Raw genomic sequence first — 21,921 nt, 5'->3', positions numbered from 1 at the left:
TCCTAGTCCTCTTTTGCTACTTATAGTTGATACATTTCATTTTTATTTGCCGAATAAGAATTTTAATCGCTTCTCCTGTACGCTGTATGATAAACGAGCATCAAATTTCTTCCCGTTTTTGTTGGAGATAAACCCTTTGATCTGATCCGTTACATTCTTATCTAATAATTTTTTCACATGGTTACTACTTAGATTTTTACCAGAGAATGTACCAAAAATAATGAAGTCACAGCCTTTTTTGTATTTCTCACATAAGTAGTTACTTTTCCCTACAAGAACTCTACTCTTACATAATGGACATTTGCCAATTGTACGATCTTCAGTCGTTGGAAAACGGAATTTCAAACTTCCGTCCGCTTCCATATAGATAGCTGCTATAAATTCTCCCTTTTCTCCTTGAAAGCCGTTGATAAAATCCGTTGTTTTATACTGAATTAACTTTTTCATCTGATTACCAGGGATTGCTTTCCCTTTCATCTTGGCTGGTAACATAAAATCACATCCATTTTTATGCTCCGTGCATCCATAAAACGTTTTACGATGAAGCATATCCCCTTTTTTACATTTTGGACATTTACCAAATGACAGCTCCTCTTGTGTTGGGAACTGAAATTTAACTTTCCCTTCATGTAACACTAGATAAGCGGAAAACTCCTTCTCATTGGACTTAAACCCTTTTAAAAGATCTGTTTTCTTATCCTCAAACAGCTTTTTCGCTTGCGCTTCCGGAATCGCTTTTTCTTTAATTTTTTTCGGTAAGGAGATTTCACATTCTGGATAATTACTGCACCCATAAAAATTTCCTTTATGAAGGATTTTTCCTTTTCTACAAGGGCATTTACACACCTCAATTTGCTGATTCCAAGTATTAATAATGCTATCCGACACTTTATCATCCATTGCGCCTAATTGTTCCACCGTATCTTTTACAAACGTATTTGTTTTCTCTACAAATTCCTCATATTTCATTTCTTTCTTTTCGATCATGTAGATCATCCCTTCCATTTCAGCCGTATAAGCTGGATTTTTGATTTCATCTACCGGAAAAGCATCTATAAACGCACGACCAATATTAGTGGTTCGAATCTGACTGTTGGTAACATCAATATAGCTTCGCTCTAACAGTTTCGGAATAAACGTTTCTTCCGTTGCGACTGTCCCAATCCGTTTTCCCTTCATAAGTTCTTTCAAATGTTCATCATCCAATTTACGTCCTGCCGTCTCCATAAAGGTTAAAATGGAACTTTCCGTATGAAAGGCTGGTTTCTTTGTTCGAGACTCAATCAAGTCATACTGAACGATTCTGAAAGAATCTCCTTCTCGTAAAATAGGTATCTGAAATTCTTCAACTGATCCCTCTTCTATATCCTCTTGAAACACACTTAGAAACCCTTTCTCTTGTAGGATCTTTTCTTTTGTACTGTATGTGTTGCCCTCTTGATCTATAAAATGCACTTCTCTTACCAGGTAGATTGCTGGTTTCATAAAATTCCCGATAAATCGTTTTACAATTAAGTCATATAACTGTTTTTCTAATGGATTTCGGTTGGTTCCGGCATATAATTTTGTTGTTGGGATGATGGCAAAGTGACTACTGACTAACTCATCATTAAATGTAGTGTGTTTTTTTGTAATAGAAGATGGGGCTACTTGTTGTACAAGATTTGCATACGAGCTTTTTTCTAATGCTGCCATTACTTCCTTCACTCGTTCCACTTGCTCTGTAGGTAAATGCCTGGATGAAGAACGAGGATAAGTAATAAAGCCTTCTTCATACAAACTCTGAATATATTTTTTTGCTGTTTCTGCATTTATCTTCATCTTAGCGTGAGCATCTTTGTAGATGTCCGTTAAGTTATATAATAATTTTGGTTTCTTTTTTCTCGTACTTTCTTTAAATTCCGTTACGATTACATTCGTTTCTTTCAAGCTATCTCCAAGCTTTTGTAGTGGCGATGGATCTATCAGTTGCTCTTCTGTTTTCATTACTGGTGATAAACCGTTTTCCGTTAATAGCTTCAAATTGTAGTAGGTTTGTTCTTTATAGGTTTGGATAGCGATTTCCCTTTGACGAATTTCATTCAAGATACACATTTGAACACGACCAGAAGCCAATAAGAATTGGTTTCTTGCTAGTTTTGATGTACAGCCTCTCGTAACATTAATTCCAAGGATATAATCTAAGTATTGCCGTGCTTTAGCTGCTTGCGCCAGTCCCTCATAGTCGGCTCCTGGTTCTAATCGGTTTAACGCTCCCTCTAATTCTGCGGCCTCATAGGAAGAAATAAAAAGACGGGATTCTCGCTTGTTCACACCTGCATGCTCAACTATCTCACGATAGATAAGCTCACCTTCTCTATCTGCATCACAGGAGTTGACCACATGTTCTACATCGGGACGATTTAACAACTTAACCAATATTTGAATTTGTTCGAGACTATCCGATTTCGCTTTATATTCCGGCTCTAAAATAATAGGCAAGTGATCAAATTTGAATTCTTTGTATCGCTCATCCATTTCTTCCGGATGTTTTAACTCTAATAAGTGCCCTCGGCACCAACTAATAATGTAATTTTCATTTTCATAGTAGCCATAATATGGCTTACTTCCTGGATATTTTTGCGAGTTTCTAAATCTAGGTGATTTTAATAATTCAACAGCTACCTTCGGCTTTTCAGCAATAAACAATGTTTTCCCCATAAGTAGTACCTCCTATTAATCTACAATTTCAGTTTTACGCTTCCATTTCTTACTTCTCCGCTTTTTCATCATTCTGTGACCAAATAGTAACAATGTGTTCAAAAAGACAGCTACAAGGAACATACAGCTCGCAAACAGCCATACATTCATGACATTCGCTCCTTTCGTTTTACAAATGAGAAAGAGGGCTTTTCCCTTTACCCTCTTTCATTTTTAGATATAAAAAAATCACTTTTCGTTTTCTCAATTGAGTAACAAAAAATGATTTAATCTGGTTTTCCTGTTATTAAATTTTTCATCGTTCCATTTCCATTGTTTCTTTTTTTCTACCCGATTTCTTTGTAGCCTTCGACTGGTCTACATTACCTGACTCTGGATCTTTGTCTTTTTCTTTATGATTCGTTTGTTTTCCGTTCAATGGCCGAAATTTTTTAACTATATCCATTTCCTTTGAGGTTGTAGACTGATTCACCGTTATTCCTTCTTTCCCAAGTTTCTCATCCACCTGGTTTTCTAATTTCACTATATGTTCCTGGCTTACTAGCTCATTATCAATCGAAACATACTTTGTTGTATAATACCGCTCTTCAGCTTTTACACGAGTGACAATACTATCAATATTATCTGGTGTTTCTTCATATTGTGAACGTCTGTATGCTTCGAATTTTCGGCTTAAATCCTTATGCACATCTTGTTGAATACCTGTCAAAATTTCAAAATTATCTCTTTCATATTCAGACACTTGTTTTGACATATTATCTACTCCCTTTTCATTCGTTTTTTCTTTTTCCTTTTCTAACGTATTTTCAATTGTTTCAATAAATTCAATCGAAGTTTCATGTACTTCTTTCAACAACTTAGTTTTATCTTTCATTTCTTTTCCTTGTGTCCAGCTCGCTAAATATCCTAACGAATATTCGCTTGTATCAATCCCAAAATAAGAAGAAACGGCGTAAGCTGTCATTTCTGCTTGAAACTCTTTTTCTGGTGCTGTGTAATTCATATGTGTCTCTGCTGTATGAAGTTTGGCATGTGCTAATTCGTGAAGAAGTGTTTTTACATTTTGTAATTCACTGTTTCGTGGATTCAAAGCAACCTCTTTTGTTAAGGTGTAACTAACTCCCTTTGCGACCCCAAGTTCTTGCTTCGGCTCAATAATTTTTATACCGTTTTTTTCCGCAATGGCTTCCATTCCTTTATACAAACTCTTATAATCTGTAACACTTCCTTCTAGCCAACGATTCGGAAAAATACGAGGTAGATTTTTTACTGTTGCGCTTGTTTGCGACACATCAAACACATGACCAATAGCAAAATATAAGCGACCAGGTATCACTTCTACGCTTTTAGATTCAATTTGTTTTTTCTCTTCCTCACTTGCTTTAGTTACTGTTTTCCAAGTGCCTTTTTTGCCTTTGAATTTTGCTACAGTTCGGTTTGGAACAAGGATCTGGATTCCTTTCTCACCCTTCTTAACTGGAAATCCTTTTTCTTTCCAAAAAGAAAAGGAACCCACTGCGGTGGCTCCCTCGAATTGACTCTGTATTAGTGAAATATTAGATGGTGAATAGTGATAAAACTTTGCCATAAACGATAAATACTCTTTCAAATCTCCCGGTGTACGAAAATAACCTTCTACGCTTTTTTCCATCTTTTTTGTTAAAGCTTGCACCGCTTCTTTCTTTTCTTCTGGTGATTTTGTTTGATACTTTTTCTTATAACTTTTACTCATGATCTTCTCCTACTCTTTCACTCGCTCTTTGCAATTCCTCCATTTCTTCTTCATTCCATCTTTCCGTTGTATCAAAGAAAAGTGCATGTGTTTTTACATTAACCGGAACTAACATATTCTCTTGATTCATGACATGAACTGCAAGTTCTTCCTCTTGTTCTCGTGTAATTTTGATTGTTAGTTCTTCCTCTTTTACAAGTAAAACGAGTTCACCTTCTCCAACCTCTTTAATGACCCCTAATACGATATCTTCGTGAAATAATAACATCCTAATGACCTCCTGTTTTTTTATAAAAAGAAACAATGTAGCTTACGTTACACTGTTCTTTGATGCCTCGTGATCTATACGTTTTTGTCTTGCATGACTAATCCGTTCCGCTACAACTTCTTTTGCTATCTTCACGCCACCGACTTCTATTTTATCGGTTGTAATGATACTTTCTAAATCCAAGTCATTAGCAAAAAAGTATCCATTCATTAATTCGATTAAAACTTGTGTATTTCTATCCGCATTATTTGCACCGAGACGAATTTTTGTTAATTCACTTTTCAACACATCGTGTAGATTTTTTGATACAATTTCAGAAATATAATTCAATGACCATTCTGTACTTTTTGATGCTTGATGCTCCATACAAATTTTCGATATAGCATCCCCTGGATGTGTAATATTATTTTCATCCATATAGTCTTGAATGTATTGATGCACATCTTCACTCAACGATAACTTCATTCGAATTTTTTCATTACCCATGATCTAACCCCTTTCATTTTCATATGCATTTTCCCTTTGCATACGCTCATAATACTTTTGGTTCTTCCAGCTTTCATATTCACTTTTAAAAGCACGTTCCACTTTCCTCATAGAATACTGAATAGATACATTCTGTTGAAATTTTTGAAATGGCTTTGATTTTTTCATGTGATGGATTCTCTTTTGTTCCTTATCATATGCCTTCATTTCTTGTAAAAAGGCGTTACCCATTCTTTTATACAAGTCATTTATTTTATTCGTCTTGTAATTTTCATATTGCTTCTTATCATATTTCCCTTCCCCATATGCCTCTTTAAAAACTTGCACTTCTTTATCTAACTTTTGGAGAAACTGATCGTAATCTTTTTTAAGGTGATGTTGAATATATCGCCTGCTTAATTCATCAATTTCCGGCTTTAATGGCTGAATGGTATTGTAGCTATACTGCCACTGTCTTTTATCACTTGGTAACTGTTTATAGATTTGTAAAAACAATGGTTTCAAATGTTGATTTCGCCAATCAAAAACGGAATCTTCTTTTTTGCTTCCCACCAGGTTTTTTCGAATCAGATCATTAATTTGTTTCTGTTCCTGCTTACGATCTAACAAATTGTTTACGACTTTTCCTTTCATTGCATCCAATGTTTTGGGTTTTCTTTTTCCACGTTCCCTCGTTGGAAATGGTTCAACAGTTGCCACATGAATATGAATGTTATCTGTATTAAAATGAATGGCTGCCGACCAGGTAGAACTTTTTTCTAATCCCTCCCTTTTCTGCATTTCCTTCATCGCAAGCCGTGTCACATCCATCAACTTTTTTTCATCTAATGTTTTAGTTTTCTCATCATATATGCCTTGTTCCTCTAGCCAAGGATTATGAAAAGAAATGACATCTTGCCACATGATACTTCCATTTTCATGAGCGGTTTTAAACATTTCCTTTAAGGCTTTTTTCTCACCCTCTGTTAATCGATTTGCGTTTTCCGTAAAGAGTGCCGATGTCTTTTCTGGATTCCCCATATATTCTTGATACGTTTCAAACATTTTCGGATTCAGCTTCACTTCACTTTTCGCTTCCTCCCGATCCACATACTCAATATAGTTCTGAAAGGCGTCCGAACTTGGTAACACAAATTTCGTTTTTAAAACAACACCTGGAGTGATTGAAGATTGAACAGGAACGGTATTACTCATTTTCAACATCCTGCATCATCATTTGAATAAACTCATTCATCTTTTCCATTGCGCTATAACAATCACTCATCATATGGATGTTCTTTTCAATGAGATTTTCTAATTCCATTTCCCTTTTATTTTGTTGCTGAAAAAATGCCAACATTTCAATTTGTGCTTTCAAAAACTTTTGTCTGGATATTCCCTTTTCCTTTGCAATTTCATCTATTTTCTTTAAGGCAACTGGATCTATATCTCTTATTTTTAGATGCACAATTTCCGCTCCTTTCTGCAATTGTGGGTAGAGAACCAAAAATAGCGAGAAGAGCATAAGGGGTTTCTGCCCCCACCGAAGGTGTGGGGCTAGGCGGAGCCTAGCGAAACGGTGGGGGCAAGAAAAGAAGTTGAATGTCCCCATTACGTCCCTATCTTTATTATTAATGTCTCCACCACGTCCCGTTATTTTTTCTAAATGTCCCCTTCATGTCCCCTCTTTTCGCCTCAATGTCTCCATCACGTCCCTATATCTTTTTTCACTTTTTATTAACTTCCTGTGCTTTTTCTTCTAGCTTTTTGATCTTATCTCGTGCAATTTTCTGTTCTCCTTTAAACAATTCAACGTTCTTTTCTGATGATTTTATTTTAGATTCTAAAGATGCTATTTTTGATTGTGTTTCCGTTTTTTCCGCTTCAGTTTGGTACTTCATTTCATCTTTTAGTTCTTTTACTTTCTCATAAACTGTCTTCGCATTTTCTTCTTCCAGTTTGATTGCTTTCCCATAATTTTTGATCTTTGTTTCTATATCTTTTTTGTCTTTTTCTATAAAATCTAGCTCATATGTTTTTTTATCTTCAGCTAACAATTCATCATTTGCTTTTGTTTTTCTTTGTTCGGTAAAAATCGTCTGAACTAATTTATTTGGACTTTTTGTTGATGCATTTTCTTCTTCATATTCGTTAACATCTTGCGTGAATTTACGAATATCCATTTGTTCTTTTTCACCGTTTTCATTGTAAATATCGAAAGCTAACGCTCCCCAATTCGGAGATAACTCTTTTACTTCCACCACATAATTTCCGTTCTCTTCATACAACACTTTGACAGGTAATTGAACACCAGACTTTGCTTTTTCTTGTGCTTTAAACGTAAATCCTGTTTCCTCATACCCTTCTATTCGAAAGCGAATTTGTATAAAGTTTTTGTGTGGATTGTATTCCCTTTGTTCTACAATCAATTTCCCCATACCCGACAACTTAATTACTTTATTTGTCTCTGTATGGAATAGTTTTTCATCGTTTGGCATGTAAATTTTAGATGTCAAGAAAGCGAAAAAACCGAAAAATAGAAAGCTGATAATCGTTAAGTAGATCCACGACTTATTTTTTCTTAGATTGATTCTTTCACTCTTCTTACCAATTGTACCTATCACATTCTCACCCCACCTTTTTCGTTATAAAACTTTCATATTTAACTCTTCCACACTTGTAACTCGCCATATTTCCTTTTCTTTTTTCATGATGATTCGTAACACATTGTTTACTTTTTCTTCTCGGTTTTGCGTTGAATCTGTCGTGACATTTATAAATTCAGCTAACACATTTACTTCCTCTTTATCTGGTTCATTTTCTTGTAAATAAAACTTCATTTCTATTGGTTTCGTTTTATACGTATCTCCTAATTCGTATTTATCAGTTGGATAAAATTGTTGTAATAGTTCTTCACCCATAATGGATTTTGCTTTTTCTTTTCGCTCACTGTAGCCTTCTTTTTCTCGATGAAATGATAATTTTATAAACGTTTCGGCTGTCGATAAGTACGCCCTTCTTTGTTGTTCTTGTGCGGAAGGAAGCACCTTATCCAGTCGTTTTTTCAAGTCTTCATTTTGTTTTGTTAGTAATTCATTTGAAAGTTTTAACTGTTTTTCTTTGCCATCACTCATTGACTTTTTGCTCAAATAGATATTAAAAGCTGTCACACCTACAACTAAAATGACAAACACAATAAACAAAGATTTTCGTTTATCTTTCATTCTTTTAGTCTCCTATTCTTTCGGTTTTTAGAACCTTCTTACATGACCAGAAAAGACTTTTTGCCAATACGGATTATTTAAATCTTCAATGGCAACCCCTTTATTTGTTTGGCATCCAATGAAAGTATTTTTATCAATTACAATTCCAACGTGCCCATCATGCTTGTAGGTATCAAAGAATATAACGTCCCCCGGTTTCATATCATTTGCTGATACTTTTGTACCGATTTTATTTAATGTTTCCGTACTTACAGCTCCCATTGGACTGGTATTCATCCCTACTTGTTCGAATGCCCAGCGCACAAAACTTGAACAATCAAAAATCCCTCTTGCAATATCATTTGTATTACGTCCACCACCAAATACATACGTAGAACGACCTATCCATTGACGACCTACATCGGCAACTTTTGAACCACTACTTCCCCCACTTCCTGGATTTCCTCCGCCACCAGAAACGACAGAACCCGGCTGATAATATTTTAAAACTGCGTCAACGTACAAAATATCGCCGTAGCACGCATCAAATGGAACGGCTTCTGGTCTTAAACAATGGTACATTCCTGTATGCTTCACTTTTTGATACTGTTGTTGTGAAAATTTGATTGCTAATTCTTTCGTATACTTGCCACCATTTGCACCAACAAAATCAAAAAATCCTGTTCCAAAATTGTAAGCTTGAAGTGCTGTTTTGATATGATCCATGTCCCCTGGACTCGTTACTCCGGCTCTTTCTATCGCATGTTTAAACTCCTGTACACCAGCCCAAATACTGTAATCTGGATCTGTAATACAGTTTGGTGATTTACAATATTTCGTATTAAAAGCACCCTCTGATGATTGCATCGGATCGCTGCCACGCCCTCCGCTTTCTTGCATCATTTGAGCAAGCATTAAAGCGACAAACGGTTCCACACCAAAGTCTTTCGCATGCTTCCGAATCGTAGGTTCCCATTTCAAAACTTCCGGCGAAACGTTCATGACTTGCCCTTCACCTGTATACGTAATATCACCTGCGTCTGTTCCACTTTCTCCACCCATTGCCGCAATAAAAATACTCATAACTCCAAGTAAAAGAAAAGAAAAAAGACCCATCACAATTAGCGCTAAAGTGATGAGCCATTTCTTTGGTATAACCCTTAAAACTAGATGCATAGTATTAAGCACCTCCCCCGAATAACATCAATTCTTCATCTGTTACTTCTACATGGAAGTGAATGTTTTTTACAGCCCCAATACTTAAAATGACATCCCCTGTTGGTAAATGTGGAATCGCTGCAATCTCACTTTCACTTAACTGTCCTGCAAATACTTTTCGTAACATGTCTAAACTGTTATTATCTTGTTGCATGATAAATTTGTACTGTGTAAGTTCAAATAGCTTTTTAATTTCATCAATCATTTCTTGTGAAGATCCTTCCGGTACAAAATCTCGAATTGTATGACTTCCATATAAAAGACCAGCAAAATATTTTCGGTCTTCTCGGCTAAATTTAATTAAAAATTGTAAAGCGTGAGCACTCTCTTTTCGCGTGTTGATAATATGATGTGCTTCGTCAATAATAATGAAATATCGAATGACATCTTCAAAAGCAATTTGCTTTTTGTTAAAGGCTCTTAATTGAGGCGCACCATTTGAAATCATTTCATCCCAAAGGAGATTTAACACATTAAAGATTTGCGCTTGAAATACTTCTGGTTTAGAACTGGATATATTCCGTAAGGAAAAAGATACAACTTGTTCTTTCTTGAAATCTTCAATTGTAGAATGTCCATCGAATAATTGTGCATACACTTCTACTAGGTTCATAAGATTTAATTCAATTAATTCTAAACGATGGATTCTACTGTCTCCTAAATTTTCATGGTGTTTTTTACTTTCTACATCTTGATATAACTCGTTACGAACAAAATTTAAAAAATCAGAGAAGATAGGGTATTCTTTCGGTTTTCTTGTTGTAATTTCATTTGTTGCTCCCTTTTTATCATTCCATAATCCCATACGAATATATAATTTTCGAAGCAAATTTTCATACTCTTTAATTTCATCATCTTTTGCTTCTGGTGCAATAAAGCGATAAAAAGTTGTCACTTTAGATAAATGCTGAATGAAACTAACTTCCTCACTTTCTGCTGTCTTATACACTTGAAGTGGGTTAATTTGACCTTGCGATCCATCTAATGCAATTGTTTTTCCATTCAAGTCACGTACTGTTTCCTCAAATTCACCTACAATATCAAAAATACGGATAAAATGTCCCTTACTTGCATAATCCACGGCTTTCTTTTTTAGTAAGGTTGATTTTCCAGCACCAGGCTTTCCAACCATTACACCGTTATAACTCTTTCTTTGTTTGTCTTTATGAAAAATATCAAAAATAACATTTCCTTTTGTTTTCGTTGTCCCATAATACGTACCGTATGGATCGTTCAAATAAGAATAGTGAAATGGACATCCACCAGCCAAACTGACTGCCGGAATTTCTTTTCCTTTTCTTCGGTTCACATAATTTTTTTGTGTATCAAAGCTCGTTACGAGTGCATCCCATTCATACTCTTGTTCATTTAAAAAGACAGCTCCTCGAAAATTATAAGACTCTAATGTTTCCATGATTTCTTTTACTTGTTTTTCTAACTCATCTAAAGTTCTAGCGGAAACATAGATACGGATATGAATACGTTTCATGACCTCACCTTGTTTCAAATCCGTATAGAGAGCTTCCAGCTCTAAAAATTCATTTTTTGCATCGATCCGATCTATATTATCCTTTGCTGTATCATGCCGAACACTTTGTTCACTCATGGATTTATTAATAGATTCAACAACTTCTTTTCGATCATCACTCATTACATCTAATGTTGTGATCACATTTGGCATATTCATAATTTGTTCTAACCAAAAATCATTTACTTCTGTTGGATAGTCAAAAACATGAATACAAGTACCTAATCCATCACCTGTTTGCACATAACTTTCTTTAAAGCTGATTCCCCCTTGTGGCTGAACTCTAGCCACTAAATAGGGGTTGTAACCTTTCTTCTTTTTTAGTTCTTCCTGTTTTTCTTTTTTAGATTTTTTACGTTTGAACGCAAACATATTGTTTCCCCCTTACTACCATATATTTTTCGTTCCTAATTTTGCATTTTGATTAAACAATTTAAACATAAGCTCTAACTTTTTCTCTTCATCCACCTCTAATAGTTCAGTAGAGCGTTTGATATATCGCTTTGCTGCATCCACACGTTCTTTTACGATTAATTCCGTTTCTCCGTAAATAAATAAGAAGGCTTCCCGATTTGTTCTGCCCCATTCTAAAAACTGAAGTTCTTTTAACTTTTGATTTAAAATTCGTTCATACAAAGGACTGGTACATTCTTTAATTTTCTTCTCTATATAACGTTGTTGTTCGGTTGTTTGACATGGGAAGTTTAAAAAAACAAGTTTAATGGACTGTTTGTAGGCTTGATAAAAATAAGCATGTGAGAAAATGACAAATGCTTGTTCGTCGCTATTCTTTGAGAACATATCGTCACCTTCCACTTGAAGAATTTCTAAAAACTCCTCATTTTTCAGCTCAAATATGCCATCCTCTGTCATATCTACGATTTGCATAATTTCTGCAATACTTTTCTTTACCTTTGGTGGCGCTTCTTTCTTTTTTCTAGATAAAAAACCTAACAGTTTTGTATTTTTCTTTTTCGAAACATCTTTCTTTGGCTTTTCTTTCTTCTGTTTTTTTACTTTTGGTTCTACCTTTGGTTTTTCTTCTTTCTTTTTGTTGGGTACCACCTTCACAATATCTTTTGGTTCAGAAAGTGATTCTTTTACATTTTTTTCATTAAATCGAAATGCTGTTTTCTTCGGCACTTCTAGTTGTTTTGGCTCTTCTTTCTCCACATCTTTTTCGCTGAATAACGCCATATGTGATCCCTCCCTTATTGATCGTTATCAATGGCGCAATATGCACCTTTCCTTCTTAACAGTGTAATAATCAACACTTCATACATTCGTTTTTGAGGATTCGTACTTGGTCGCCAAATCATAATAATTGCAATAGCTGCCATGAAAATAACAAATGGTAATTGAAAGGAATCATGTACAAAATTCCTAAGAATCATCGTTACAACTAATAAGCCAATTAATAAAAAGAAATCTATTAAATAAAGCACTTTATTAATCCGTAATTCTGTACTGATTTCCTTCGGAATCCGATAGCTTCTCATCGGGATTCCCTCCTTTTCGACAATAAAAAATAAGCGTACGATTACGCTTATTTTTTATCTGTATTATTTTTATTTTTGTTTACAATATCTCTCCAACTTTTACCCGTGTTTTGCCCCATCTGATAAAAACGCTTTGTATTCTGTACCGTTTCAGAATTATGAATGCGCTCTTGTACTCCTCTTACCTTTTGTTTCACGGATGATGTTGTATTTTTAACTTTATCGGTTGTATATTGTCCTAATGTCCGTGTTTCCTGACTTCTACTTGCTACCACTTCTTTATCACTTTCATAAGGAATAATTGGGCTACTATGTGTCACCGTTACGATGTCGGCTGATGCCGGGCTTCCTCCACTTGGTACTGGTCTTGATGCTTCTACTGGTGCCGGGCTACTTCCACTTGGTACTGGTCTTGATGTTTCCACTGGTGCCGGGCTACTTCCACTTGGCACTGATCTTGGTGTTTCCATTGGTGCCGGGCTTCCTCCACTTGGTACTAGTCTTGATGCTTCTACTGGTGCCGGGCTACTTCCACTTGGTACTGGTCTTGATGTTTCCACTGGTGCCGGGCTACTTCCGCTTGGTGCTGGTCTTGATGTTTCTACTGATGCCGGACTTCCTTCACTTGCTCCTTGTCTTACGCCTCCTGCCGTTGGACTTCCATCACTTGCTCCTTGTCTTACTGTTCCTGGCGTTTGACTTCCTTCACTTGCCCCTTGTCTTACTGTTCCTGGTGTTTGACCTCCTTCACTTGTTCCTTGTCTTACTGCTCCTGGTGTTGGATTCCCTTCACTTTTTCCTTGCCTTACTGTTCCTGGTGTTTGACTTCCTTCACTTGCTCCTTGTCTTACGCCTCCTGGTGTTTGACCTCCTTCACTTGTTCCTTGTCTTACTGTTCCTGGTGTTTGACTTCCTTCACTTGCTCCTTGTCTTACGCCTCCTGGTGTTTGACTTCCTTCACTTGCTCCTTGTCTTACGCCTCCTGGTGTTTGACCTCCTTCACTTGCTCCTTGTCTTACGCCTCCTGCCGTTGGACTTCCTTCACTTGCTCCTTGTCTTACGCCTCCTGGTGTTTGACCTCCTTCACTTGCTCCTTGTCTTACGCCTCCTGGTGTTTGACCTCCTTCACTTGCTCCTTGTCTTACGTCTTCTGGTGTTTGACCTCCTTCACTTGCTCCTTGTCTTACGCCTCCTGCCGTTGGACTTCCTTCACTCGCTCCATTTGATTTTCCGGCTTCTTTCATTTCATCTTGAAGACTTGTTGTTCCCGATTCTTGCCCATTTGCTACCCCAGGGTTTTCGTTCTCTCCTTTTTTCATATCTTCTTGAATAGATGGCGTACCACCATTCTTTTTATCTTCTTCCTTATTTAAGTTACCTTTTTCTTTTTCATTTTTTGCCAAATCATTTCCATTTACTTTCTTCTGATCTGCTTTTTTCATTTGATCTTGCAAGGACTCTTTATTTTCAGATTCATTTCCATTTTTCAAGCCACTTATAAGACCAGCCATGCCACCTGTTGCCATCGCTGCCGCACTTGCTGTTTTTGCTGCTGCAACACCAGTTCCTTCTGCTGCACCTTTCGCCCCTTTTCCAATCATATTTCCTAGACCCTTCATTGGTTTTGAATTTGCAAGAGCGCCAATCCCTTTACCAAGTGCGAAACCACCTGCTAACATGCCCCAACTGCTCTTTAATCCAATATCTATTCCAAATAATCTTTCTACGACTGCCGGGCCATCTAGAACTGCCATACTAAATGCCGCTAATGCAATCAGATACGGTACACCATTTAATTTGTCATGGAGAAACGCCGTTCCCATTATATATAGCTTCAAAGACAGGAATATCATAATTGTTGCTATAAATATATTGAGGATATTCGATAACACCGCTTTTAATTTTTGACCATTTGCAACATCGGCTGGTGCTAAGATGTTGGCTAACAAATAGTTAAATGCCAATTCATAAAATAATCTAGCTAATTTAACACTTACCAATAACAACGTTGCGCCAGTTATTAGTAAAGTAAAGAATATATACCAAAAATTCCAATGCCAGCGATAATACTTTTCTGGAAAGAAATCAAACCAACCACCTTTCAATTCTGCTAAAGATGCAACTCCTAATGCATCCATCACCCTTTTATTTTGTAGGATTTTTTGACCACCATCTGATAAATCTTTGTCTTTCGTAAATTTGAAATCGGAATCAATTTTTTCTGTAATATCTATTTGTCTAATATTTTTTTCAGGAATATTATTTTTCGGATTCAAATCTTCTTTCTTTTTCCATCCATTTTGATCTATTACTGCAATATCCGTTATGTTCTTCTTAATAATTTCATCACTTAAAGAACCCTTTTGTTCAGATTTTACAACTGCTATGGCATCATCGGTGAACTTATCAACCTTTGTCATACCAGTACTTAATAGACAAAGTACACTCAGTGTTACAAAAATATTGATGATAATTTGAGAACGGTTCATTTGTTTGTTCATAATGAACATGTAGCCAATATATAAAAATGATATGGCTAAAAGAACGACAAACAATGGATATAACATATCGACAAAATTTTGTATTTCCGGTGAATTAAAGAATCCTTTAATCCCCAGAATGGCATCTGTCACACCTTCTAAAGCATCTACAACTAACGATAAGCCTACAATTAGGAACCATCCTAACAAACGCAATACATAATTCACGATGTCTCCTACTTGAAGATAATCCGAGAACGCTTCTATAGTTTTTAAAATTTCTTCATCTTTCACCATTTATCCTCCTCTCATGCTTGCTATTGCCCTAATACTTCTTTTGCTGTCCAATTCACTCTCTCATTCAGTCTGTCAATGCGAATAATCAATTTCCCTTTTTGTTCCCGATCTACTGAAAGGAAAAGAACCGCATCGTCTAGACCAAGAATGACCTCATTTTCTTCTGTTACAAATGGCAAGTAACTATCTAAAATCAATTGCATTTTATCCGTGATTGTCGGTACACACATTCCCTCTTCCTCCTTTATATTTGGATTCAAAAAAGCACTCAATCATTTGAGTGCTTTTCTAACTCGTCACTTGTTCTTTTTCTTCTAAATCACGCAAGATTCGATTAATCTTATTTTCGACTGCTTGATAAACACTTTTGTCAATGTGGTCATTGTGAGCTAACATTTGAAATTCACTGTAAAACTCGCCCATTTCTTGATTTTCAACTTCATCTATTGATTTGCCTAACTGAGCTAAAAAGAACTTATCAACCAGTTTTAAAACCGCTAAATCAGATTCAAAAAATTCATTAACCGTTTTTTCTTTCCAATTTTCAATGGTGAGGGAATCAAACGGGCTATCTTCCTGCTGAAACGCCTCTTCCGGTATATCTTCATCAATTCCCATCATTGTTGGCTCTTCTACTGGCTGCGTTGTCTCTACTGGTGACAAATCTTCCTGTTCTGGCTCTGATGGTTCTTTCTTAATTTGTTCTTCCTTTCTTTCTCCTAGAAAATCTACAATCAGTTTTTTCGGTTCTACATCATCATGTAAGGAGTCGATATCTATATCTAAAATAGATTTATCTGTATCGAACTCTTTCCCTAAGTACTCCCATCTATATTTTAAAGCTGTTTCTCCCGTATTATAAATTGGACGTGGTCTGATACGCTTTCGATTATTATCTTGACGTTTTATGACACGAATAACAGCACTTTCTCCTTCTTTAAAACTCATAAGCTCATTTGCTGTTAATAACGGTCGTTGATCTAAACCTTCCGTTTTATTTTTATCTGTAGAAAGACCTTTTCCACTTCGAGAAGGTAGATTAATTGTCTGATTCCCCAGCTTTTTGGACACTTTTTCTGCTGTTTCTTGATCGTTTGTTAGAATGTAGATCGTATTCCCACAGTTTCCATCAATGGTATCTGCATCATCTCCATACTTATTTTTTATTTGTGCGTATGCTTGAACAACAAGGTTAAAGCGAATATTTCTACCGAGACAAACCGTAATAATATTCGCCATTCCTTCAATACTCGGCATGTTGTAGGGTAAGAACCCGGCGCCTTAAGACCTCTCGGTCTTAGGTTTCCGAGAACTCCCCCCCGAACCGTACGTACCCCTCTCAAGGTATACGGCTCTCCGTCTCTTCAGTCTAGCTTCCCGTTATGCAGGTCACGATGACACTTTCGACAAAGTATCATTGTTTTACGGTTCCTTGCTATCATCTGTCTTTCCCATTTCTTTTTCCCTTTAAGGTTCTTTAACTTTCGAACATGATGAACTTCCATTGAGCCTTCTTCAGCCTTACACCATTCACATTGATTAGCCATCAACCTTTGAATAAGCGATGTTCGGGATTGGTAGGATACTTCCGAAGGAAGTTTTTCTATATCCTTTTTAGTTATAGGAGCTTTATTCCTACGAAATCCCTTATCATAAAGCACTTCCGTTTTCTTGCCGGACTTTGTCTTATAACTGACTTGGAATATTCCATTCACCATAAATTTTTGTTTAGCTTTGCCTAAGGTAGTACGGTACTTATTTGCTAAGGTTTTATACATAGAGTATTCCAGGAGATACTTATAACTGTTTAAATGGCACACATTCACCGCCAGTTGATAATATTGATAGGTTCCACGTATTTGAGCGTTATAGTTCCTTAAAATCTCAAGAGGCACTAATTTAATTAACTCTGGACGGTGAATTGGTTTCCATTGACCTGTCTTTTGGTTGACTTTTATTGCCCCTTTTTTAAATAGGCGACTATAGACAAGATCAGCAGGCATATATAGTTCACACTTTAACGAGAATGCTCTTGTTTTTATTCCATCGCTTCGCCGTTTGGAGTGGAAATCTCGTCCAACTTTAACGTCGTAACCTAAAAATCGAGCCTTATTTCTTGTGTTTGTTATAAGTGTTTTCTCCTCAGATAACGTTAGCTTAAGTTCAGATTTCAAGAAATTAGCGATGTCTTTCTTTGTTCTATTCGCATCTTCCTTACTCCCAATAACTCCAATTAGAAAGTCATCGGCGTATCTCACATATTGAATTCGTTTATAATTCTCATCCATTGGATACCGTTGAGGAGTGCGTTCTCTTTCAGCTAATAACTCACGTATCTTATTGGTCAACTCTTTTTCCCGTACTTCATCTTTTTCTTTAGCTTCCCTTAGTTTTTTCTTAGCCCTACTTATTTGATGTTGTATTTTAGAATAAACTGGATTTGTCCTTTTAGTCTTTCCTACATCAAAAGTTGACTTATAACGATTCATAAAATTATCTAATTCATTTAAATAAATATTTGCTAATAAGGGGCTAAGGATACCACCTTGTGGTGTACCACTAAACGTCTTATGGAACTTCCAGTCTTCTAAGTAACCGGCTCTAAGAAACTTCCATATCAGCGCAATAAATTGTTCATCATCTATCCTTTTCCTTAGAGTATAGATAAGGATATGATGATTAATATTGTCAAAAAAGCCTTCAATATCACCTTCGATGAACCATCTACTCCCAGTAAACGTGCCTTTAACCTGTATTAGAGCTGTATGGCAGCTCTTTTCAGGGCGGAACCCATGAGAAAACTTACTAAATGTTGGTTCATAGATAGATTCTAGTAGGGTTTTTATGACTTCTTGGACTAACTTATCTTCTACGGAAGGTATGCCTAACGGACGCTTTTTTCCATTTTTCTTTGGAATATAAACTCTTCTTACTGGTTTTGGCTGATAAGAATAATCTCGCAATTTATCAATTAATCCTGAGATTCTTCTCTTAGACATTCCGTCAATGGTCTTTCCATCTGTTCCAGCAGTCATATTTCCTTCGCTAGCGTATATGTTTTGATAAGCTTCAAGGAAAAATAATGGATTGTACAGATTTCGATATAATTTCTTGTATTTGTATCCTGCTTTCTTACTGTGAGATGCTAGATTTTCTAATACGATTTTTGGGCTTCGCAAGAGCCTCACGCCCCTTCCCAATTTAATATTAGTCGAAAAGACTGTTCTCCTTCGCCTTGTACGAGGCTTTCCCTCGCTCTGACTACTACGAGAACTCCGTTGCCATATTGGATTTTCATGAGCCACATACCTTGCTTTTTACACTTGGTATCATCCTCAATAGCCTCCTTACGAGGCACTCCAAGTTAGGCAATCCCCATTTAGTACATATAGAGACTAGACTAATTATGATGTCGGATGCCACTTTCGTCCGTTACTTGTTATTCAAGTTAGTCAGTCTTTGGTCTGCCATACGTAACACGTATGTTCAATGGAAACTTCGGCAATATTTCCATTCTTAGACTGCGAAGCGTTTCAATGACCCTTCACTTCGGGCGACGATACTCCACTTTGGACTATGGTTCAAGCAGTTTAGCCTTCATCCTTATTCATAACATTTTTACCTTGCCCCTCAGTCGTACCTAGGTCATTTGGGTAACTTAGGGCTTTCCTTGCATGCTCTGGTCCCCTCCGGGTTTCCCCTTCTAGGTAAGCAAGGTGGTAAATGGGTTAAGCACAGACTCCCATCTCTTGTCTAAGGAGATTCTCTACATGCCCGTATGGGCGCACTCCAAATTCATCAAGTAAAAATACTACTTCACGGTGGCATTCTCCCCCTCGAGCAAGGGACGCACCCTTTGCCAATATAAAATAAAGCTGCCTTACAAAAATAGAAGCAATCACATGATTCGAAGAATCAAAGTCTGGTGTAATCATAAAAATAGCGACTGGTTTATCGAAATAATCCACTTTTGTTATTTTCATATCTTCATTTTCTTCTACTACCTTAAATTCTGTATGACCCGTTTTTTCATCTATTTTTGTAATAGAAATAGATGTTTTCGTTTGCGGATTTTCCTTTTCATTACATTGAATGGTATCTCCAACTTTTATTACTTTCTTAAAATCTAATGCAAAACGTCCTGTAATATCTGCCTTGATAGACTCCTTTGAGCCATCTGGAAATACAATTTCTACTCGTTTTCTAGATGTCACTTTTCCTTTTATTGTTTTTCCAAAACCGACACGTTTTAAATCCACACTATTTTTTGCTGTCATTTTAGCGATTTCATCAAATGTAAAAATAGAAAGTCCGTTCATTGTTTGGGTGAAAATCCCCCCTCGTGTCGTTCCTTTCGAGAAGTTTGAGGTTGCATATTGCATTTTCGCAACACTATCCGCTGGTAAGCCTTCAAAGTATAAATCTAATGCATTTTGTGGATCTGCATCCGGATCTACGATTACCTCTTTTGAACCAAGTTCTGATAACATATTTGCAACTGCATACATTGTAATTTTTTCTTCTGTACCTTCTGCAATACATTTATCCGTAACAGCTAGTATCATGGCGTTACACAAGCTCATAGCGCACTGTTGCCAAAAAGGATCTTTGACAGTTGGGTTGTAATACAAAGTGTGAGAAAGTGTTTTACATAGTGCTTGCGCTGTTGAATAATCTCCATCTTTATAAGCATCTTTGACAAGCTGCAATAAGTTATAACTCATAGAATCAGGTGGGTTTAACAAGTTCAAAACTTCAATGTGATACCCTCGTTCTTCCAAGGTATCTTTCGATGCCGTAAATAGTTCCCCTTTTGGTGTATTAATAATTAAAGAAGGTTGATGCTCCGCCCTGGAATAAACATCAATTGTAGGAAATACATAAGTTTCCCCTTTACCAGAGCGTGTTGTACCAATAATTAAATTGTTTACCGGGCTATCATCAATAAATACCTTATCACCTAGTCGTGAGATAACGACACCACCGCCACCTTTAAATGATTCCTCTCGATCTGGTACAGCTCGATACTGCTTTTTCAGCTCTTCAACTATTGTAAAACGACTAGATCCTTTCTGATGATTATTTAAGTTTTTAAAGGAAGATTTCAGCTTATACACCGTTCTTGCAATAGTTCCAATCACTACAAGGAAAACAAGCATGTAGTAAATTGGATGCTCTGCAATTGGCATCTGAAAAAGAAATCCTATCTCCATATGAAATGGTTTTGGGTGTAATAAATCACTAAATGTTGTTTCTATCAGCTCTAAAGATAAGTTGAGTAAAAAATTAGCGATTAAAAACATTCCAACAAACAAAAAAGCACTCAATGGAATGAGTACTTCTTTTTCAGCTAATTTATATTTGATTGATATCTTTTCACTATACATATCAAAGCATCACCTCTGTTCAATCTAGCCACACGTATTACTTTTTTAAGCCAAATCCCGAATCATAATTATAGTTTTCATACTCTGTTATCTTATCGAAATCATTCGTTACATCTAAAGATATGATATATCCAAATTTCTTAGTAATTTGGGCATCTGATGGCATTTGTTGAAAACTTGCTACTACTTTTATATCGGAATCTTTCATTTGTTGAAGAAAGTATATAAAATCTTCCTGACATAAATAATTGGTTTCATCTACAATTACGTATTCATATTGTTTAGCTATATTTATCACATCTTCTGTAATTTTAAAATTCCCATACCCCTCATTCGATTCACAATCCAAGTGTTGTAAAGTCACATGACCTTCTGTTTTCTTTTCAAATTCTCCGTATTCCTTCAATGGATTTAACACTAAAACTTTTGATAAACTTAAAGCCATTTTCTTCAATTCCCTCGTTTTCCCTGTTCCCACTCGACCTACCACCATTAAACTTTTATCTAGACTTGAAATTTGTACTAAATTTGCACTATTAACAAACATCTATATGACCCCTTTCATTAAAAAAATTAGATTACATGTATTTTCAAATAAAAAAGGCACTCTTTTTATGAGTACCTTTTTGACAATATCAGTTGGGTTTTTCTTTATTTACTCGCTACCATCTTTTCATTTTGTTTCAGAACTGGCTTTTCTTGATTCGTTGTTTTCTCTGGTTCTGTCGGCTTCTCTGGATTTGTTGGCTTTTCCGGTTCTGTCGGATTCTCTGGATTTGTTGGCTTTTCCGGTTCTGTTGGCTTCTCTGGATTTGTTGGTTTTTCCGGTTCTGTTGGCTTCTCTGGATTTGTTGGTTTTTCCGGTTCTGTTGGTTTCTCTGGTTCTGTTGGTTTCTCTGGTTCTGTCGGTTTCTCTGGTTCTGTTGGTTTCTCTGGTTCTGTCGGTTTTTCTGGTTCTGTTGGTTTCTCTGGTTCTGTTGGTTTCTCTGGTTCTGTTGGTTTCTCTGGTTCTGTTGGTTTCTCTGGTTCTTTTGGTTTCTCTGGTTCTTTTGGTTTCTCTGGTTCTTTTGGTTTCTCTGGTTCTGTTGGTTTCTCTGGTTCTGTTGGTTTCTCTGGTTCTGTTGGTTTCTCTGGTTCTTTTGGT

The 21,921-nt window shown here is 36.3% G+C and carries 17 protein-coding genes and 3 pseudogenes; all 20 read right to left on the bottom strand.

Annotated features, from left to right (window positions below; all coding sequences use genetic code 11):
* Window positions 1-42: 42 nt before the first annotated feature.
* Complete coding sequence (locus tag SB773_RS17635; protein WP_410591156.1) at window positions 43-2,700, bottom strand: type IA DNA topoisomerase; 2,658 nt, start codon at window positions 2,698-2,700, stop codon at window positions 43-45.
* A gap of 15 nt (window positions 2,701-2,715) precedes the next feature.
* Window positions 2,716-2,850 (bottom strand): hypothetical protein, encoded by a 135-nt coding sequence (locus tag SB773_RS17630; RefSeq protein ID WP_265176617.1) that lies wholly within the window; start codon window positions 2,848-2,850, stop codon window positions 2,716-2,718.
* A gap of 145 nt (window positions 2,851-2,995) precedes the next feature.
* The gene (locus SB773_RS17625; RefSeq protein ID WP_410591153.1) at window positions 2,996-4,432 is read right to left on the bottom strand and encodes an ImmA/IrrE family metallo-endopeptidase; all 1,437 of its coding nucleotides are present in this window, start codon (window positions 4,430-4,432) and stop codon (window positions 2,996-2,998) included.
* Window positions 4,425-4,700 (bottom strand): hypothetical protein, encoded by a 276-nt coding sequence (locus tag SB773_RS17620; protein ID WP_410591151.1) that lies wholly within the window; start codon window positions 4,698-4,700, stop codon window positions 4,425-4,427. Before SB773_RS17620 ends, SB773_RS17625 begins: the two co-directional genes overlap by 8 nt.
* A 42-nt stretch (window positions 4,701-4,742) precedes the next feature.
* On the bottom strand, window positions 4,743-5,186 hold the full coding sequence (locus SB773_RS17615; RefSeq protein WP_410591149.1) for a hypothetical protein: 444 nt from the start codon (window positions 5,184-5,186) through the stop codon (window positions 4,743-4,745).
* 3 nt (window positions 5,187-5,189) lie between these two features.
* Window positions 5,190-6,380: a MobP2 family relaxase gene (gene mobP2, locus SB773_RS17610; RefSeq protein WP_410591147.1), complete on the bottom strand. Its 1,191-nt coding sequence runs from the start codon at window positions 6,378-6,380 to the stop codon at window positions 5,190-5,192.
* Window positions 6,373-6,633 (bottom strand): hypothetical protein, encoded by a 261-nt coding sequence (locus tag SB773_RS17605; RefSeq protein WP_098289353.1) that lies wholly within the window; start codon window positions 6,631-6,633, stop codon window positions 6,373-6,375. The genes mobP2 and SB773_RS17605 overlap by 8 nt, the downstream gene beginning before the upstream one ends.
* Window positions 6,634-6,892: 259 nt before the next feature.
* Complete coding sequence (locus tag SB773_RS17600) at window positions 6,893-7,789, bottom strand: hypothetical protein (protein ID WP_410591145.1); 897 nt, start codon at window positions 7,787-7,789, stop codon at window positions 6,893-6,895.
* 21 nt (window positions 7,790-7,810) lie between these two features.
* The gene (locus SB773_RS17595; protein ID WP_410591143.1) at window positions 7,811-8,389 is read right to left on the bottom strand and encodes a MerR family transcriptional regulator; all 579 of its coding nucleotides are present in this window, start codon (window positions 8,387-8,389) and stop codon (window positions 7,811-7,813) included.
* A 27-nt stretch (window positions 8,390-8,416) separates the two neighbouring features.
* Window positions 8,417-9,544: a bifunctional lytic transglycosylase/C40 family peptidase gene (locus tag SB773_RS17590; protein ID WP_016102515.1), complete on the bottom strand. Its 1,128-nt coding sequence runs from the start codon at window positions 9,542-9,544 to the stop codon at window positions 8,417-8,419.
* A 4-nt stretch (window positions 9,545-9,548) separates the two neighbouring features.
* Complete coding sequence (locus SB773_RS17585) at window positions 9,549-11,486, bottom strand: VirB4 family type IV secretion system protein (protein ID WP_410591141.1); 1,938 nt, start codon at window positions 11,484-11,486, stop codon at window positions 9,549-9,551.
* Window positions 11,487-11,501: 15 nt separating this feature from the next.
* Window positions 11,502-12,311, bottom strand: coding sequence for a hypothetical protein (locus SB773_RS17580; protein ID WP_002169626.1), 810 nt, complete (start codon window positions 12,309-12,311; stop codon window positions 11,502-11,504).
* Window positions 12,312-12,325: 14 nt separating this feature from the next.
* Complete coding sequence (locus SB773_RS17575) at window positions 12,326-12,613, bottom strand: DUF5592 family protein (protein ID WP_002130425.1); 288 nt, start codon at window positions 12,611-12,613, stop codon at window positions 12,326-12,328.
* 47 nt (window positions 12,614-12,660) lie between these two features.
* Window positions 12,661-15,387 (bottom strand): pLS20_p028 family conjugation system transmembrane protein, encoded by a 2,727-nt coding sequence (locus SB773_RS17570; protein WP_410591138.1) that lies wholly within the window; start codon window positions 15,385-15,387, stop codon window positions 12,661-12,663.
* Window positions 15,388-15,410: 23 nt separating this feature from the next.
* Window positions 15,411-15,620 (bottom strand): hypothetical protein, encoded by a 210-nt coding sequence (locus SB773_RS17565; protein WP_240381397.1) that lies wholly within the window; start codon window positions 15,618-15,620, stop codon window positions 15,411-15,413.
* 58 nt (window positions 15,621-15,678) lie between these two features.
* Window positions 15,679-16,650, bottom strand: a pseudogene (locus SB773_RS17560) (TraG/TraD/VirD4 family protein); the annotation flags it as partial.
* 104 nt (window positions 16,651-16,754) lie between these two features.
* Window positions 16,755-18,569 carry a reverse transcriptase/maturase family protein gene (locus SB773_RS17555; RefSeq protein ID WP_179955928.1) on the bottom strand — a complete coding sequence of 605 codons (1,815 nt, stop codon included), beginning with the start codon at window positions 18,567-18,569 and terminating at the stop codon, window positions 16,755-16,757.
* Window positions 18,570-19,169: 600 nt separating this feature from the next.
* Window positions 19,170-20,777 (bottom strand): annotated as a pseudogene (locus tag SB773_RS17550) (VirD4-like conjugal transfer protein, CD1115 family); the annotation flags it as partial.
* A 37-nt stretch (window positions 20,778-20,814) separates the two neighbouring features.
* On the bottom strand, window positions 20,815-21,324 hold the full coding sequence (locus SB773_RS17545; protein ID WP_410591135.1) for a hypothetical protein: 510 nt from the start codon (window positions 21,322-21,324) through the stop codon (window positions 20,815-20,817).
* Window positions 21,325-21,428: 104 nt separating this feature from the next.
* Window positions 21,429-21,921 (bottom strand): annotated as a pseudogene (locus tag SB773_RS17540) (hypothetical protein); the annotation flags it as partial.

Origin of the sequence: Bacillus sp. SIMBA_074, from assembly GCF_046534555.1 — a bacterium.
Lineage (GTDB): Bacteria > Bacillota > Bacilli > Bacillales > Bacillaceae_G > Bacillus_A > Bacillus_A mycoides.
This window is presented reverse-complemented; position numbering and strand designations above follow the sequence as displayed.